The 14,451-nt window shown below is 72.2% G+C and carries 13 protein-coding genes; 6 read left to right on the top strand and 7 right to left on the bottom strand.

Features of this window, described 5'->3' with window-relative positions; genetic code table 11:
* Positions 1 to 60: 60 nt before the first annotated feature.
* Together AB0K35_RS17575 and AB0K35_RS17570 are read left to right on the top strand one after the other, a co-directional pair.
* On the top strand, positions 61 to 1,122 hold the full coding sequence (locus AB0K35_RS17575) for a Gfo/Idh/MocA family oxidoreductase (protein ID WP_238669291.1): 1,062 nt from the start codon (positions 61 to 63) through the stop codon (positions 1,120 to 1,122).
* Positions 1,123 to 1,344: 222 nt separating this feature from the next.
* Positions 1,345 to 1,893, top strand: a complete 549-nt coding sequence (locus AB0K35_RS17570; protein WP_363886252.1) for a DUF1062 domain-containing protein — start codon at positions 1,345 to 1,347, stop codon at positions 1,891 to 1,893.
* Positions 1,894 to 2,066: 173 nt separating this feature from the next.
* Here the strand turns inward: AB0K35_RS17570 and AB0K35_RS17565 are convergent, their stop codons facing one another.
* The 3 genes from AB0K35_RS17565 to AB0K35_RS17555 all read right to left on the bottom strand — a co-directional run bounded on the left by AB0K35_RS17565 (position 2,067) and on the right by AB0K35_RS17555 (position 4,095).
* The gene (locus AB0K35_RS17565; protein ID WP_357361197.1) at positions 2,067 to 2,225 is read right to left on the bottom strand and encodes a hypothetical protein; all 159 of its coding nucleotides are present in this window, start codon (positions 2,223 to 2,225) and stop codon (positions 2,067 to 2,069) included.
* Between the two features lie 346 nt (positions 2,226 to 2,571).
* Entirely contained in the window at positions 2,572 to 2,793 is a 222-nt protein-coding gene (locus AB0K35_RS17560; RefSeq protein WP_030335934.1) for a hypothetical protein, read from the bottom strand.
* A 219-nt stretch (positions 2,794 to 3,012) separates the two neighbouring features.
* Positions 3,013 to 4,095: a PIN domain-containing protein gene (locus tag AB0K35_RS17555; protein ID WP_238669288.1), complete on the bottom strand. Its 1,083-nt coding sequence runs from the start codon at positions 4,093 to 4,095 to the stop codon at positions 3,013 to 3,015.
* Positions 4,096 to 4,314: 219 nt separating this feature from the next.
* Here AB0K35_RS17555 and AB0K35_RS17550 point away from each other — a divergent pair, with 219 nt between their 5' ends.
* The gene (locus tag AB0K35_RS17550; protein ID WP_238669287.1) at positions 4,315 to 6,351 is read left to right on the top strand and encodes a glycosyl hydrolase family 28-related protein; all 2,037 of its coding nucleotides are present in this window, start codon (positions 4,315 to 4,317) and stop codon (positions 6,349 to 6,351) included.
* Positions 6,352 to 6,396: 45 nt separating this feature from the next.
* Here AB0K35_RS17550 and AB0K35_RS17545 read toward each other — a convergent pair whose 3' ends face one another.
* From AB0K35_RS17545 to AB0K35_RS17530, 4 genes are all read right to left on the bottom strand, one after another.
* Complete coding sequence (locus tag AB0K35_RS17545; protein WP_363886249.1) at positions 6,397 to 7,032, bottom strand: hypothetical protein; 636 nt, start codon at positions 7,030 to 7,032, stop codon at positions 6,397 to 6,399.
* Positions 7,033 to 7,045: 13 nt separating this feature from the next.
* The gene (locus AB0K35_RS17540) at positions 7,046 to 8,137 is read right to left on the bottom strand and encodes an SRPBCC domain-containing protein (RefSeq protein WP_238669285.1); all 1,092 of its coding nucleotides are present in this window, start codon (positions 8,135 to 8,137) and stop codon (positions 7,046 to 7,048) included.
* A gap of 67 nt (positions 8,138 to 8,204) precedes the next feature.
* Positions 8,205 to 9,254, bottom strand: a complete 1,050-nt coding sequence (locus AB0K35_RS17535) for a nitronate monooxygenase (protein WP_238669284.1) — start codon at positions 9,252 to 9,254, stop codon at positions 8,205 to 8,207.
* A 29-nt stretch (positions 9,255 to 9,283) separates the two neighbouring features.
* Positions 9,284 to 10,396 carry a hypothetical protein gene (locus AB0K35_RS17530; RefSeq protein WP_238669283.1) on the bottom strand — a complete coding sequence of 371 codons (1,113 nt, stop codon included), beginning with the start codon at positions 10,394 to 10,396 and terminating at the stop codon, positions 9,284 to 9,286.
* A gap of 150 nt (positions 10,397 to 10,546) precedes the next feature.
* On the opposite strand from AB0K35_RS17530, the gene AB0K35_RS17525 reads away from it, so the two are divergent.
* The 3 genes from AB0K35_RS17525 (at position 10,547) to AB0K35_RS17515 (ending at position 14,319) form a co-directional block, all read left to right on the top strand.
* The gene (locus tag AB0K35_RS17525; protein WP_238669282.1) at positions 10,547 to 11,506 is read left to right on the top strand and encodes a hypothetical protein; all 960 of its coding nucleotides are present in this window, start codon (positions 10,547 to 10,549) and stop codon (positions 11,504 to 11,506) included.
* Positions 11,507 to 11,637: 131 nt separating this feature from the next.
* Positions 11,638 to 13,956, top strand: a complete 2,319-nt coding sequence (locus AB0K35_RS17520) for a M64 family metallopeptidase (RefSeq protein ID WP_363886244.1) — start codon at positions 11,638 to 11,640, stop codon at positions 13,954 to 13,956.
* A 90-nt stretch (positions 13,957 to 14,046) separates the two neighbouring features.
* Entirely contained in the window at positions 14,047 to 14,319 is a 273-nt protein-coding gene (locus AB0K35_RS17515) for a hypothetical protein (protein WP_091401262.1), read from the top strand.
* Positions 14,320 to 14,451 lie beyond the last annotated feature (132 nt).

Below are 14,451 nucleotides of genomic sequence, written 5' to 3'. Positions count from 1 at the left end.
GATTCTTCTCAGCGGTACGGCGCCAGGTCAGGGCGCCGACCATCCAGACGGGGGCACGGCATGGCGAAGGCGTTGCGGGTTGGTCTGCTGGGGTACGGGCTGGCGGGCCGGGTGTTCCACGCGCCGCTGATCGCCGCGACTCCCGGGCTGCGGCTCGACGCCATCGTGACCCGTGATCCGCAGCGACGCGAGCAGGCGCGACAGCACTTCCCGGACGCCCGCCTGGTCGACGACGCCGACGAGCTGTGGCGTACCCCGGATGCCCTGGACCTGGTCGTGGTGGCGACGCCGAACCGGCAGCACGTGCCGATGGCGCGCGCGGCGCTCGCCGCCGGCCTGCCTGTCGTCGTCGACAAGCCCCTCTCCCCGACCGCCGCGGAGGGCCGCGTGCTGATCGACGAGGCGACCGAGCGTGGGGTGCCGCTGACGGTCTTCCAGAACCGGCGCTGGGACGGCGACTTCCTGACCGTCCGCCGCCTGGTCGAGCAGGGCGATTTGGGGCAGGTGCTGCGCTTCGAGTCGAGGTTCGAGCGGTTCCGTCCGACGATCAAGCCGGGCTGGCGGGAGCTCGCCGGTCCGGAGGAGGCCGGCGGCGCCCTCTTCGACCTCGGCGCCCACCTCGTCGACCAGGCGGTGCAGCTGTTCGGCCCTGTCGAGCGGGTCTACGCGGAGGTGGACCGTCGCCGCGCGGGCGCGGCCGTCGACGACGACGCCTTCGTGGCGTTGACCCACGCCAACGGGGTCCACTCGCATCTGTGGATGGGCGCGGTGACAGCTCAGCTCGGGCCGCGCCTGCGGGTGCTGGGCGACCGGGCCGGCTACACCAGCTACGGGCTGGACGTGCAGGAGGCGGCGCTGCACGACGGTGGCCGACCGGACCAGCCGGGCTGGGGCGAGGTCCCGCCGGACCGCTACGGCCTGCTCGGCGTCGACGGTGACCTGCGGCCGGTGCCGACCGAACCCGGCGCGTACCAGAGCTTCTACGCCCAGGTGGCGGCTGCGCTGCGCGACGGCGCGCCGATGCCGGTGGACCCACGGGACTCCGTCCACACTGTCGAGTTGATCGAGCTGGCCCACCGGTCGGCGGCCGAGGGCGTGGTGCTGCCGGTCCCGACCGCCTGAGCGGTTCGCGCGTCCCGCCACCCGGGCTCCTGACGCGTACGCGAAAACCAGTGGAGCGGCGCCGCCGTGCGCCGTTACCGTGCTGCGCAACCAGGTCGTCTAGGCAAGGACGTGCCGTTGTACACCCTGTGAGACCTCCCGAGAGCTGATCTGTCGCGCGTCGCGCCTGTGCGCCGCGCTCCTTTTTGCTGCGGACTTTCTCACTGAAACCGGTGTACCTCTGTGCTCATTCATTGGGCCGTCGTGCCCACCTGCCTGCCCATCGTTCGCCGCCGTTGCCACGCGTGCGCTTCCCGATGCCTTCGGGCGAGCGGCAAGTTCCGGGTCAACGCCAACCACAAGCTCATCGACGTCTGGCTTCTCGTGCTCTGCACCGAGTGCGGGGAGACGGCGAAGCTCACCGTTCTGGAACGGATGACGGTGCGCACCATCCCACCCGAGCTGCTGGACCGGCTCCACGCCAACGATCGCGGCCTGATCGCCGAACTGCTTCAGGATCCGGACGTCCAGCACCGCAACCGATTCGCCCTGGACTGGGACGACGCCTGGCGTCTCGACACCGGCGGATCGGATCACCTGGAACTCGACGTGATCGACGTCGCGGTCCGCAACGCGGCGCGGATCCCGGTCCGGCCGACCCGACTGATCGCTGACGGTTTCGGTCTGTCACGGGGCGAAGTCGGTCGACTGATCACGGAGGGGAAGGTGGTTTCGGCGGTCCGGATGAGCGGGAAGCTCTCCGGCGACTTCGCCTTCACGCTCAAGCGCTGACCCGCCCTCTGGGGGCCTGTCCGACACGACGCCGGGCAGGCCCTGGGCAGTTCCTTTAGTGACCAGCACGTTGATCGACTCGGTTTCCGTGAAGACGCGGTGTCAGACCGCCTCCAACACCGCAATTTCACCGAAGTCGAGTGGATCACGCGTGCTGTCCGGTTCGGGCCTTCTTAGTCCGCATTCCGCTCGGAGCGGGCCTCGTCCGGCGCCCGGGCGTCGTCGTCGGTCAACGCGTCGTCCGAGGAGGCGGCGAGGTCGGCGAGCCGCCGCTCGGCCTCCCGGATCTCCTCGTCGAGCTTCGGGTTCTCCTCGTCGGGACCCTGCGACATGGGGACCTCCATCGGGCGCGACCGGCGGACCTCCGGGTACCCCGCCTGAGGTCGGAGACACGGCGACCCGCCGCAATCCCGTGATCAAGTGATGAAAAAAGCTCAATCCGCTGCCCGGGACCTACTTTTCATCACTTGATCACTTGATCACTTGATGAGTAGTTGAGCCGGCCCACCAGGAACTAATCCTCATCATGTGATCAGACGCTGCCCCGCCGTCATGCTGCAGAAGAGATGACCTGCGAGCTGACTTCAGCCGAGTTGGTAAGTGCTACCGAGCGCCGGGCCGGTCGGCGGCGCGCCGGGCTGGAGCCCGGGAGCGTTGCCGACCCGGCCCGGTGCCGGATCAGCGCTGCTTTAGCTCGCGCCAGGATGGGTGGGTGCCGCGCCAGGCGTCGGCGAGGATGGCCGCCGAGGCCCGGCTTGGGCACTGCTGCACCCGCTCACGACCCGACGCCCCACCGATCTGGGCGCGGACCTCCCAACCCTGCCCGTCAGTACGGATGTACACGTCCCGGCGCCCGCGCGGGGTCGTGTCTCCGTTCCACCAGTGCTCCTCCACCTTCATTCGCCGACCGTATAGCAATTCCCGCGCCGAGGGTACGGCGCAGGTATGCCCGGACCGGGGCAAGGGCGACAATCCCGGCGCATTTCGGGCCAACCGTTGACGGTTCGAAACCATAACGGGCGGTTCTCCCGCTCCTGACTTGCGAATCAGGAACCCCGCCCCACTCTGCACCCTCCCCGCAACTCCCATCCCCAGCCGATGTCGAGACGGGGCGGGAGGTCAGGTTTGGGTTGTCAGGAGGTAGTCGTCGGCTTCGGGGCTCCAGCGCAGCTCCAGTACGCCGGCGGTGGCGGCGGCCTTGCAGAACTGAAGGAAGCTGCGGTAGCCGAGCTTCTTCTCGCTGAAGTCGGGGCGGGCCCGGCGTACCTGGTTCTTCAACCCGGACAACGCCACCGGGTTGCCGCCGCTACCGAGGTCCGCCACGACGCCCCGGAGCAGGCCGAAGGCCACCTCCCGGTCGCCGTGCTCGGGCAGTGAGACCTCGGGGTCACCCTTCGCCGGACCCTCGGCCAACTCGATCACGTTGCGCTCGGCGAGGTGGCGCAGCAGCTCGCCGAAGGTGCGGAAGCCGTAGTCGGACTCGCTGAAGGTCGGGTCCTTGCGCAGCAGGGTCCGCTTGAGCCGGGAGGCGGTGACCTCACCGTTGGCGCTGCCCTGCAACCCGGCGACGGACTGCGCGACGAGCACGGCGAGCGCGTCCACGTCCCGGTCGGGCTCCGCCTCCTGCTGTCGACGGTCCACCTCCTGCTCCGGCTCGGGTGGGCGTTGCTCCGCGCCGGCCTGCCGGGTGGTGGGACGGGCGCGCCGGCCACGGGCCGGCGGGATGTCCACGCCCTCCAGCCGGTCGTAGTAGAGGAACTCGTCGCACGCCGGGGGAAGCAGCCCTGAGGTGGACCCCTCGACCCCGACGCCGATGACCCGCTTGTTCAGCTCGCGCAGCTTGTGCACCAGCGGGGTGAAGTCGCTGTCACCACTACAGATCACGAAGGTGGAGATGTAGTCGCGTTCGAATGCCAACTCGATCGCGTCGACCGCCATCTTGATGTCCGCGGCGTTCTTACGGGACGCGCCCATCCGCTGCGGGATCTCGATCAGCTCGACGTGGGACCGGGTGAGCATCCGGCGGTCCTCGTCGAAGTAGGACCAGTCGGCGTACGCCCGGCGGACCACCACCCGACCTCGTTCGGCCAGCGCGTCGGCGATGGGCCGGAAGTCGAAGGCCGCGCCGCCGCGATGGTCGCGCGCGCCCAACGCGAGGTTCTCGTAGTCGAGGAAGAGGGCAATCCGGTCTTCTTGATCCACGCGGATCAGCCTACGCCGGGCGCGAGCTGGTCGGGGCGGGCGACGCGCGACACCTCAACTCGACGACCGTCCATTTCTTGCGGCCTGACAGTCGTTTATTTTCGTTGTTCGATAGGCGTCTTGCAGTGCCCTGTTTAGTGCTGCATCATGACGATCAATGTCGGGCGTCGGGGGAACGCCGGGCGGACCTCCACCACCACCCACCCAGGAGGGTCACCGATGTTTCGCAGCCTCACGCCGGCGCGGGGACGCCCCGGCCGGCCCGGCGGCACCGCCGTCGCGCTCGCTGCCGGTCTCGCCGTACTGGTCGCCGGGCCCACAGTGGCCGCCGCCAGTCCACAGGCGTCCGCCGGCGCGCAGCCCGTGGTCACCCGGGCCGCCCTCGATCCGGCGCTGGTCGCCGGACGCGGCGCGGACGTCGACTTCCTCGAGCAGGAAGCGGAGAACGCCCGCACCAACGGCGAGATCATCGGGCCCGACCGGACCGCCTACACGTTGCCCGCGGAGGCTTCCGGCCGCCGGGCGGTCCGGCTCACCCCCGGGGAGTACGTGGAGTTCGTCCTGCCCAGCGCGGCGAACGGGATCACCGTCCGCTACAGCATCCCGGACGCGCCGCAGGGCGGTGGAATCACCGCGCCGCTGCGGGTCGCCGTCAACGGCAAACACCTGCGCACCATGACGCTCACGTCGCAGTACTCGTGGCTCTACAACCAGTACCCGTTCACCAACGACCCCCAGGCCGGGCTGCTGCACCCGGACTGGTGGATCACCGAGTGCCAGTGCGTGCCGTCGGCCACCACCCCGTACCCGAGCATCGACAAGCCGTTCCGGCCCACCCACTTCTACGACGAGCAGCGGCTGCTGCTCGGACGTACCTACCGGGCCGGCGACAAGGTCCGGCTCACCGCGCCGCCCGGTAGCGCCGCCGCCTGGACCGTCATCGACCTGCTCGACTCCGAGTTGGTAGCGCCGCCGCACGTCCGGCTGCTCGCCGCGAACGTGCTCGCGTTCGGCGCCGACCCCACCGGCCGGCGGGACTCCGCCGCCGCACTGGACCGGGCCATCGCGTTCGCTCGGCGCGCCCACCTGAAGGTCTACATCCCGCCGGGCACCTACCAGGTGAACCGGCACATCATCGTCGACGACGTGACCATCGAGGGCGCCGGCAACTGGTACACCACCATCAAGGGCCGCGAGGTCGCCCTGCCGACTCCCGCGCCGGACGGCTCGGTACACACCGGAGTCGGGTTCTACGGTCGGGACGCCGCCGACGGCGGCAGCCGCAACGTGCACCTCTCCGGCTTCGCCATCGAGGGCGACGTGCGGGAGCGCATCGACACCGACCAGGTCAACGCGATCGGCGGGGCGATGAGCGACTCCACCATCGACGGGCTCCACCTGCGCCACACCAAGGCGGGCCTGTGGTTCGACGGCCCGATGCGCAACGTCCGGGTCACCAACAACATCATCGTCGACCAGATCGCCGACGCGCTCAACTTCCACACCGGCGTGACCGACTCCCTCGTGGCGCACAACTTCGTCCGCAACACCGGCGACGACGGCCTGGCGATGTGGTCGGAGAAGACGGCCAACGCGCGGAACACGTTCGACCACAACACCGTGCAGTCACCGACCCTGGCCAACGGCATCGCCATCTACGGCGGCACCGACACCACCGTCTCGCACAACCTGGTCGCCGACCCGGTACGCGAGGGCAGTGCCCTGCACGCCGGGGCCCGCTTCGGCGCGGAGCCGTTCACCGGGCACCTGCGGTTCACCAACAACACCACCGCCCGCGCCGGCACGTACGAGCTGAACTGGAACATCGGGCTGGGCGCGATCTGGGTCTTCGCCCTGGATCGCAGCATCGAGGCGCCCATCGAAGTGACCGGCGACGCGTACCTCGACAACACGTACAACGCGATCATGCTGGTCAGCGACTGGCCGGTGAAGGATCTCTACTCGATCTCCGATGCCCGGTTCCGGGACGTCCGGGTCGACGGCACCGGCACCTCGGTGGTCAGCGCCCGCGCGGCCGGGTCCGCCTCGTTCGCCAACGTGGACGCCCGCAACGTTGGCGCGGTCGGCGTCAACAACTGCGGATCGTTCCACTTCACCCCGGCCGGTTCCGAGTTCACGGTGACCGACCTGGGCGGTAACGACGGCGGGTGGCTCGCGCCGTGGTTGCTGCCCAACACCATCACCTGCGACGACCGGCCGCCCGTGTCGCCGCCCCCGCCTCCGACGCAGTGGTGACAGCGGTGGGCGGCCCGATCGCTCGGGCCGCCCACCGAGTACAGATCAGCGCGTCCTGGCGTACGCCAGCGGCACGGCCGTGGACTGACCGTCCCATCTGCCACTCAGCGTGCCGCCGGCCGGCCCGTCCGCCCCGGGTCCCGGCCGGCGCACGACGACCAGTTCGACGGTGTCGGTCTCGATGAGCGTGCGGTCCTCGTCGACCACCCGTCGCACCGCGCCGACGGCCGGCACCTGGGCGTCGGCAGCGCCGTCGACGACGACGGTCACTGTCGGCTCACGCACCTCGCGCCGGCCGTCGACCTCGAAGTACTGCTCCGCCTGGCCGCCGCCGGTGAGGATCGCGTGGGCGAGCGCGGCGGCGTACACCGGGTCGACGCAGCCGTCGTACACCCAGCGTCGGCCGAGCACCGAGTGCTCGGTGGTGCCGACCAGCCAGCCGTCGGCACCGTCGAGGGGCGCGGCACGGTAGGTGAGCGGGACATGGTGGACCGGCCCGTCGCCGGCGGCGACCAGGATCGTCTCGATGCCGACCTCGCCGGCCGGGTCGTCGAAGCGGTAGGCGCCCCGGCTCACCACCTCGACGCCGGTCGGTCCGGCGAACCACTGTCGGTCGGGCAGCCAGGCCGTCAGCAGGTCCAGTTTCGTGGGGTGCAGGGTCGCCCTGTGCAGCAGTGCCATGACGGCAGCCTAGTCAGAGGCCCGCGCACTGTTGCCCGCCGATGGTGCAGCTCTCCGGTTCCCGGGCCTTCGGCCGGCTGTCGCGGACGTCGAAGCTGATCGTCTGGGACCCCCCGGCCGCCAGGGCGCCCCCGGTGAAGGTGATCACCCGCCTGTCCTGTCGCCAGTTCGCGCCGTCGACGTCGTCGACGGTGGTGCCTTCGGCGAGGGTGACCACCACAGCCCAGTCCGCCACCGGTGCGCCGCCGGGGTTGCCGACCACGATCTCGCCGGTGTAGCCGAACAGTCGGTCGGATTCGGTCTTGTAGCGGGCCGTGACGGGCGCCGGTGGCGGAGGTGGCGCAGCCGACGCGGGCGTCCGCGAGGGCTTCGCCGACGGGGTCCGGCTCGGCCGGGTGGTCGCCGATGCGGTGGCCCGGGAGCCACGCGCCGAGGGGGTCGCCGTGGGCGCGACTGTGGTCCTGGCCGCCGCCACGGTCGGCGACGGGGTCGCGGTCGGCGCGGGCGCGGCGGTCGGCTTCGAGTCGGGCGGCAACGTCACCCATGCCGCGGTCCCCGCCACCAGTACCGCCCCGGCGACCACGGCGACCAGCGTCCGACGCCGACGAGGGTTACGGCCGGCCTTGCCGCGTACGCCGATCAGCGGCAGTTCCGCTGTCATCCCACCGTCGGCCCGGCGCAGGTCGACCTGCTGGAAGGCGAGCCAGTCGAGGATGGCCGGCAGCCGAACCGTCAGCGCCTGCCGGAGCTGTTGCTCGCGCGGCTCGTGCTGCTCGGCGGACCACGCGCCGTGCGTGCTGACCTCCCGTAGCTCCAGCCGGCAGCCCTGCTTCGTCGTCGTCACCGTGCAGGTCAGCTCGCTGAGCCGACCGGCCTCGTCACAGGCCAGCACGAGCAGGTCCGGCTCCTGCCGCTCGGTCACCTCGACCTCGACGTTGGCCTCGAAGCCGGGCAGACCAGCGGTGTGCAGCAGCATCCGGTCCGGTACGCCCTCGACCATCTCGGCCTCGGCGAACCACCGGCCGAGCAACTCCCGATCGGTCAGAGCGCGCCAGACCCGCTCAGCCGGGTGGGACAGGTCGACCTGGGCACCGATCTCGATCACGGCGAGACTCTAACGGGTTGCCCGACCGGCCTGTCCCGCCCGCCCGAGCCGGTTGCCGGCGTCCTGGTCAGCCCCAGCGGCTGGACCGCTCGACCACTGTGGCCAGCGCGGCCCGGGCGTCGGCGCTCACCTCGGCGACCACCTGCGCCGCCGACACGTCCCGGGCCAGCGGGTGCGCCTGCCCGGCCCACAGGTTGGCCACCGATGCGTCCGCGTCGCGCCGGGCGGCGGCGAGCAGGGGACGGGTCAGGTGCAGCACCTGGGGGTAACCACTCGGTGCCACAGCGTCGTGCTGGCGCAGGAAGTCGTTCGCCACGCCACGGGCCCGCTTACCGGTGAACGCCCGGGTCAACGCGGTCGGCGCGGTACTGGCCACCGCCGCCCGGTGCATCGGCGAACTGCCCGCCTCCGGGCAGCGCAGGAAGGCCGTGCCGAGTTGCGCGGCGGCGGCGCCGGCAGCCAGCACGGCGGCCACCGAGGGGCCGTCGACGAGGCCACCCGCGGCCACCAACGGCCGGTCACAGCGGGCGGCGGCCAGCCGAAGCAGCGGCAGCAACCCGTAGTCGTCGTCGTCCGGCAGGCCGCCGCGATGCCCACCGGCCTCGGTGCCCTGTACCACCACCGCGTCCACACCCAGGTTGGCGGCGGCGGTCGCGGCGTCCGGGCGGGTGACGGTGGCCCACACCTCGGTGCCCCGCTCGCGCAGGGCGGTCACCGCCGCCCGGTCGGGCAGCCCGAACACGAAGGACACGACCGGGACCGGGTCCGCGAGCAGCGCGGCCAGCTTCTCCGGGTACGCGTCGTCGCCGCCCACCGGCTCGCCCAGGCGCTCGCCGCGCTGCGCGGCCTGCGGGGCGAGCCGTTCGGCGTACGCCCTGATGGCGGCCTCGTCGACGCCGCCGGGGTCGGGCAGGAAGAGGTTCACACCGAACGGCCGATCGGTACGCGCACGGACGTCGGCGACGTCGGCGAGCAGTCGGCCGGTGTCGATCATCCCGGCGGCGAGGAAGCCCAGCCCACCCGCTGCGGACACGGCGGCCACCAGCGCGGGCGTGGACGGGCCACCAGCCATCGGGGCGGCGATGATCGGGTGGCGCAACGTGGACAGGACGGACATCCCCCCATCCTGCCGCAGGCCCGGCCCGCTCACCGGCGCGCGGTGTGCCGCCACCGCAGCGCGCCTGCCAACCCGAGCAGGACCAGCAGTGTTCCCGCGCCGAGGGCCAACGGCCAGGTCCGACCGCTCCCTCCGCCGACCTGTCCGGCGGCCGGACGGACCGCAGTGGGCGACACCGGGTCGACGGACTCCGTGGCGGGCGCGGCGGTGACAGTGCTGGCAGTGGCCGGGTAGCGCAGGATCGTCGAACGGGTGCCGGCTGATTGACCGGCGGACTCGGAGACGGTGAGCAACGAACGACCGTCGCGACTGTAGGTGATCGACTCGCCCTGCGGCTCGTCCGGCAAGGGGGTGATCCGCGGCGTGCCGGTGGTCAACGCCCGGACCACGTCGCCGTCGGGCACGTCGTACTCGAAGGCGTCGGCGTAGCTGCGCAGCACCACCCGCCGTCCGTCCGGCGCGGTCGCCGCGCCAGTGATCACGCCGCGCCCCAGGAACGAGAACGGGTTGCTGGTAGTGGTCGAGGGCACTGTCACCTGGCCGAGCGCGGTCAGCGGCGTCGTCGCGTCCGGCCGTAGCGCTGTCGCCGGCGCGTACAGGAAGACAGTGCCACTGCCGCCCTTGGTGACGATCAGCGGCCGACCGGACGCGTCGAGCAGCAGCGCCTCGGCGTCGTGCGGACGGTCCGGGTAGGTCATCCGGTGCAGCACCGGCTGCTTCGCCCCTGGCGTGAGCCGCCACACCCCGACAGTCGGTCGGGAGCGGTCGTTGTCACCGATGTCGGCGACCCAGACGGTGCCGTCCCGGCCGATGGCCAGGTCCTCGGTGTCGCGGGGCCGGGACGGGAAGGAGACGGTGCGCACCACATCGCAGCGCTGGTCGAGGAAGAAGATCCGGCGGCGGGCCTCGTCGTCGGCCCCGTCGTTGATCACCACGTACCCGTCGTCGGTGGCGACCATCCCGGAGATCTCGCGCAGCCGGTCGTCGCGCACCTGGCAGACCGGCGTCCCCGCCGCCGCGCCCGCCGTGGCGGCGCCCGGCACCAGCGCCACTGCCGGCGGCACCAGGCCCGCGAGCAACGCGGTCACCACCGCCCCCGCACGGGCACGCCGCCCCCAGGTCAACCGTCCGCGTACCCGCATCGCCCACCCTCCTCGTCGCGGCCGTGACCGGCCACCCGCCTATCCTGGCCGATCCCGGCCACGGCCGACGGTCAACGGGGGGACGCGCCGGAACCCTGGTCGATGTACTGTCGCTCCGCCTGATCTTCAAGCCGGAGGGTGGACATGTCCGTGAGCGACACCGCGCCGGCCACCCGGTTCGGACGGCGGCTGCTGCGCCGCCTCGGCCGCCCGGCCGATGGCGCCGCCGTCGCGTGGGTGCCGCTCGCCGCGGTCGTCTGCGGCCTCTTCACCGGCGCACTGGCCAGCCGGGCCGCCTGGGAGACGTCCCGACCGCAACCCGACCGGGCCGAGGCCGCCGCCATCCTCACCGAGGTCTTTCCCGGCCACGACCTGGGCGAGATCGACACCCCACCGGCGCTCTTCGTCGTCTACGGGCACGCGCTGCGCCTGGGGACCGTCAAGACCCTGGTGTTCGGTGACGGCGGCGAGTATCAGGAGAGCGCCACCGGCGCCGGCGCCCTCGGCGCGCCGCCGGTGCCCGCCGAGCAGATCGTCTCAGTGGCCCGGGAGCGCCTGACGGGTGCCGGCTGGCGGGTGTACGAGCCGCAGGTGTCCGACCGGGTCAGCTGCGCGGACAAGGTGTGCGCCACCCCACGGGCGGTCACCGACACCGCGTTGACCGCCCGACGTGGCGACACCATCCTGAACGCCTCGATCTCCTCGCAGACAGCCGTCGACGCCAGCTACCTCTCGGTCGAGCTGCACCGCGCGCCACCGCCACTGGTGATCCCCGCCGGAATGCTCGGCACGGTGCTGGGCGCGGTGGCCGGCTGGCTGGTCTTCGGCTGGGCCAGCCGACGCACCGAGGGACGCCGTAGCCGCGGCACTGTGAACGGCCTGATCGGTGTGGCCACTGTGCTGTGGTGGCTGCCGGTGTTGCTGGCCGCACCGCAGTGGCTGCACCACCACCTCGGCGAGCCGCACCCGGCCTGGCACCCGTACTGGGAGTGGCTGGGCCAGCCGGCCGCCTCGCTGCTCTTCCTGGTCGGCGCGGTGTGCGTGCTGATGGCGCTGGGACTGGCCGCCGGTACCCGCCGGAACAGCGCGCCCGAGGCGACCGCCGACTGACCGCCGAGGGTTACCAGTCGGTGCGCAGACCGGTACGGTCCGAGATGTCCACTGTCGCGGCAGGCCCGGACGACGGCGCCCCTGCCGGGCCCCGGCACCGCCGGGCCGACCGGCCATGGAAGGGGCACAGGGTGCGGATCAGACCGGGATTGTGTGTCGCGGCGCTCGTCGCGGCGGGGCTGGCGGTCGGCACACCGGCCGCCGCCACACCGGCCGCCGTCCCGGTGGCCGAGGCCACCGTGGTGCCGATCCAGGTCACCGGCGACCCGGCGACGCGGTTCAACCTGGTGCTGCTGGGCGACGGTTACACAGCGGCCGACCTGCCCACCTTCCGAGCACACGTGGATCGGCACCTCAACACCCTGTGGACGATCGAGCCGTTCAAGTCCTACCGCAGCTACTTCAACGTCTACGCCGTCGAGATCGTCTCGGCGGAGTCCGGGGTGGACTGTGACCCTGGCCTGTCCGCCCCGCAGCGCGACACCGCGTTGGGCATGGGCTTCTGGGGTGGTTGCAACCCGGCGAGCGTGCAACGCCTGCTCACTGTCGACGGCACCGCCGCCAACGCGTACGCCGACCTGGCCGTCGGCACCAACCCCGGTAACCGCCAGCTGATCGCGCTCGCCAACAGCGGCACCTACGGTGGGGCCGGCGGCAGCGACGCCACCGCCTCCGGTGGCAACGCGCTCTCCGCGCTGATCAGCCCGCACGAGCTGGGGCACTCACTCGGTGGCTTGCAGGACGAGTACGACTACTACGGCCGTGGGGTGCCGGGCGACACCTACAGCGGGCCGGAACCGGACTCGGTGCACCACACGGTGCTGACCGAGCGGCAGATGCGCGACACCCGGGCCAAGTGGTGGCGCTGGCTGGGTGAGCCGAGCGAGGCGGGCGGAACGATAGGCCGCTACGAGGGCGGCCTGTACCTCCAGCGTGGGGTGTGGCGGCCGAGCCGGCACTCGATGATGAAGTCACTGGGCTTCTACTTCGACCAGGTCGGCCGGGAGCGGATGACCGAACGGATCGCCGCCCGGGTCGGCATCGTGCAGGGCGGCACGGCCACCGATCAGGTGGTCGGCGCGGACCGGCTGCTCTGGGTGGACACCCTGCACCCGGTGAGCCACGCGCTGACCGTGACGTGGTCGGTGGACGGCAGAGCGGTGCCGCGTACCGACAACGCCCGCCATCTTGACCTGCGGAAACTACGGCTCTCCCCCGGCCGGCACACGGTGACCGCCACGGTGACCGACCCGACGGAGTTCGTCCGCGACCCGGCGGTCCGCAGTTCACCGGCGCTGACCCAGACCCGCTCCTGGACCGTGGACACCGCGGTGCGTACCCCGGCGGTGGAGTCGCCGCTGGCGATCACCGCGTCCACAGCGACCGACCGGCCGGTCGGCGCGCACGACGTGGTGTACGTGCGGACCAGCCAGCCCACCGATCGGGCGCCACGCGTGCGCTGGACGCTCGATGGCCGACCGGTGGCTGACACCGGCACCGACCGGGACGTGGACCTGAGCGCCCTGCGCCTGTCGCGGGGCACCCACCGGCTGACCGCCCGCGTCAGCGAGCCGGGCACCGGAAGGGCGGTGACCCGCACCTGGACGGTCGACGCGACGCGGCCCGACGCGGCGTACGCCCTCTCCGAGCCACTGCTCACCACGACCCGGCCCGGCCGACCCACCGAGTACGTGTACAACGGCCCGTTCACCATGGGGTTGACCGGCACCGACGACGGCACCGGCCAGGTCACCTCGGAGTTCCGGCTCGACGGCGACGGATGGCACAACTACTACGGCTGGCCCACCGACGCCCGATCCCCGTTCCTGTTCACCGCCACGGGCACCGACGTGGACGGTTTGGTCTACGGCAACCTCGGCTCGGGCGGCCTGTCAGTGTCCCCGTTCGCCGAGCGGTCTCCCGGGTACGGCCGGCACCGCGTCGAGTACCGGGGCATCGACGCCGTCGGCAACGTCGGGCCGGCCCGCGCGTTCGTGGCCACGCTGATCCCGCCACCACCGGCCTGCACCACAGTGGTCACCGGCCGGCACGCCGGCCCGCTGACCGTCGCCGCCGGTGTCACCTGCCTGCGCGCGGCCACCGTGACCGGCCCGGTCACCGTCGCGCCCGGCGCCGCACTGGTCGCCCAGGGCTCCTCGATCGCCGGAGACCTGACGGCGTCCCGCGCCACTGCCGTCGAGGTGCTGAACACCGAGGTACGCGGCGCGGTGACGCTGACCGCCACCAGCGACCACGTCACGATGGTGGGGTCCCGGGTGGCCGGGCCGCTGGCGCTGACCGGCACCGCATCGGCACCCATCCTCGCTGGCGGCGAGGTAAGCGCGTTGACCTGCTCGGTCGGCCCGACCCCTGTCGACCTGGGGGCACCCACCACGGTGCGGAATCCGGCAGCGGGCCACTGCCGTCGCGCCCTGCCGCCGGCGACATGACGATCAGAGCAGCGGGGCGGCGTGAGTGCGTCGCTGGCGGGTAGGCAGCGGCCCGGCGGCATGTCGACACCCGCCGGGTGGGAGGCTCCGATGAGCACGTACCGGGACGAACAGGGCGGAACGTTCCCTCCGCCGGAGGCGGATGCCCTGGAACAACGGCAGGACGCGTTCGACGTCGGACCGCCGGACCGGGTGTCGGGTGATGTGGACCCGGAGGCGGCCGAGGCCGACCTGGCCGAGCAGGGCGCCTTCCCGGCGGGCACGCTCGAGGAGGTGACATCGCTGCCGGCCGACGCCAACCCGGCGGACGCCCTCGAACAGCGCCAGGAGATCCCGGCCCGCGACGAAGGACGTCGCACCTGATCACACCCGCTCCAGGCCGACCCGGGCCACCCCGCCGGCTACGGCCGCCAAGGCGGTGCGGGCTTCAGTACGGGCCCGGCCACCCACCGGGGTCCGGGCCCGACATGGTCTTTCACGGGTGATGCCTGTGAG

It is taken from the genome of Micromonospora sp. NPDC053740 (assembly GCF_040677775.1).
In the GTDB taxonomy this organism is placed as follows: domain Bacteria; phylum Actinomycetota; class Actinomycetes; order Mycobacteriales; family Micromonosporaceae; genus Micromonospora; species Micromonospora alfalfae.
This window is presented reverse-complemented; position numbering and strand designations above follow the sequence as displayed.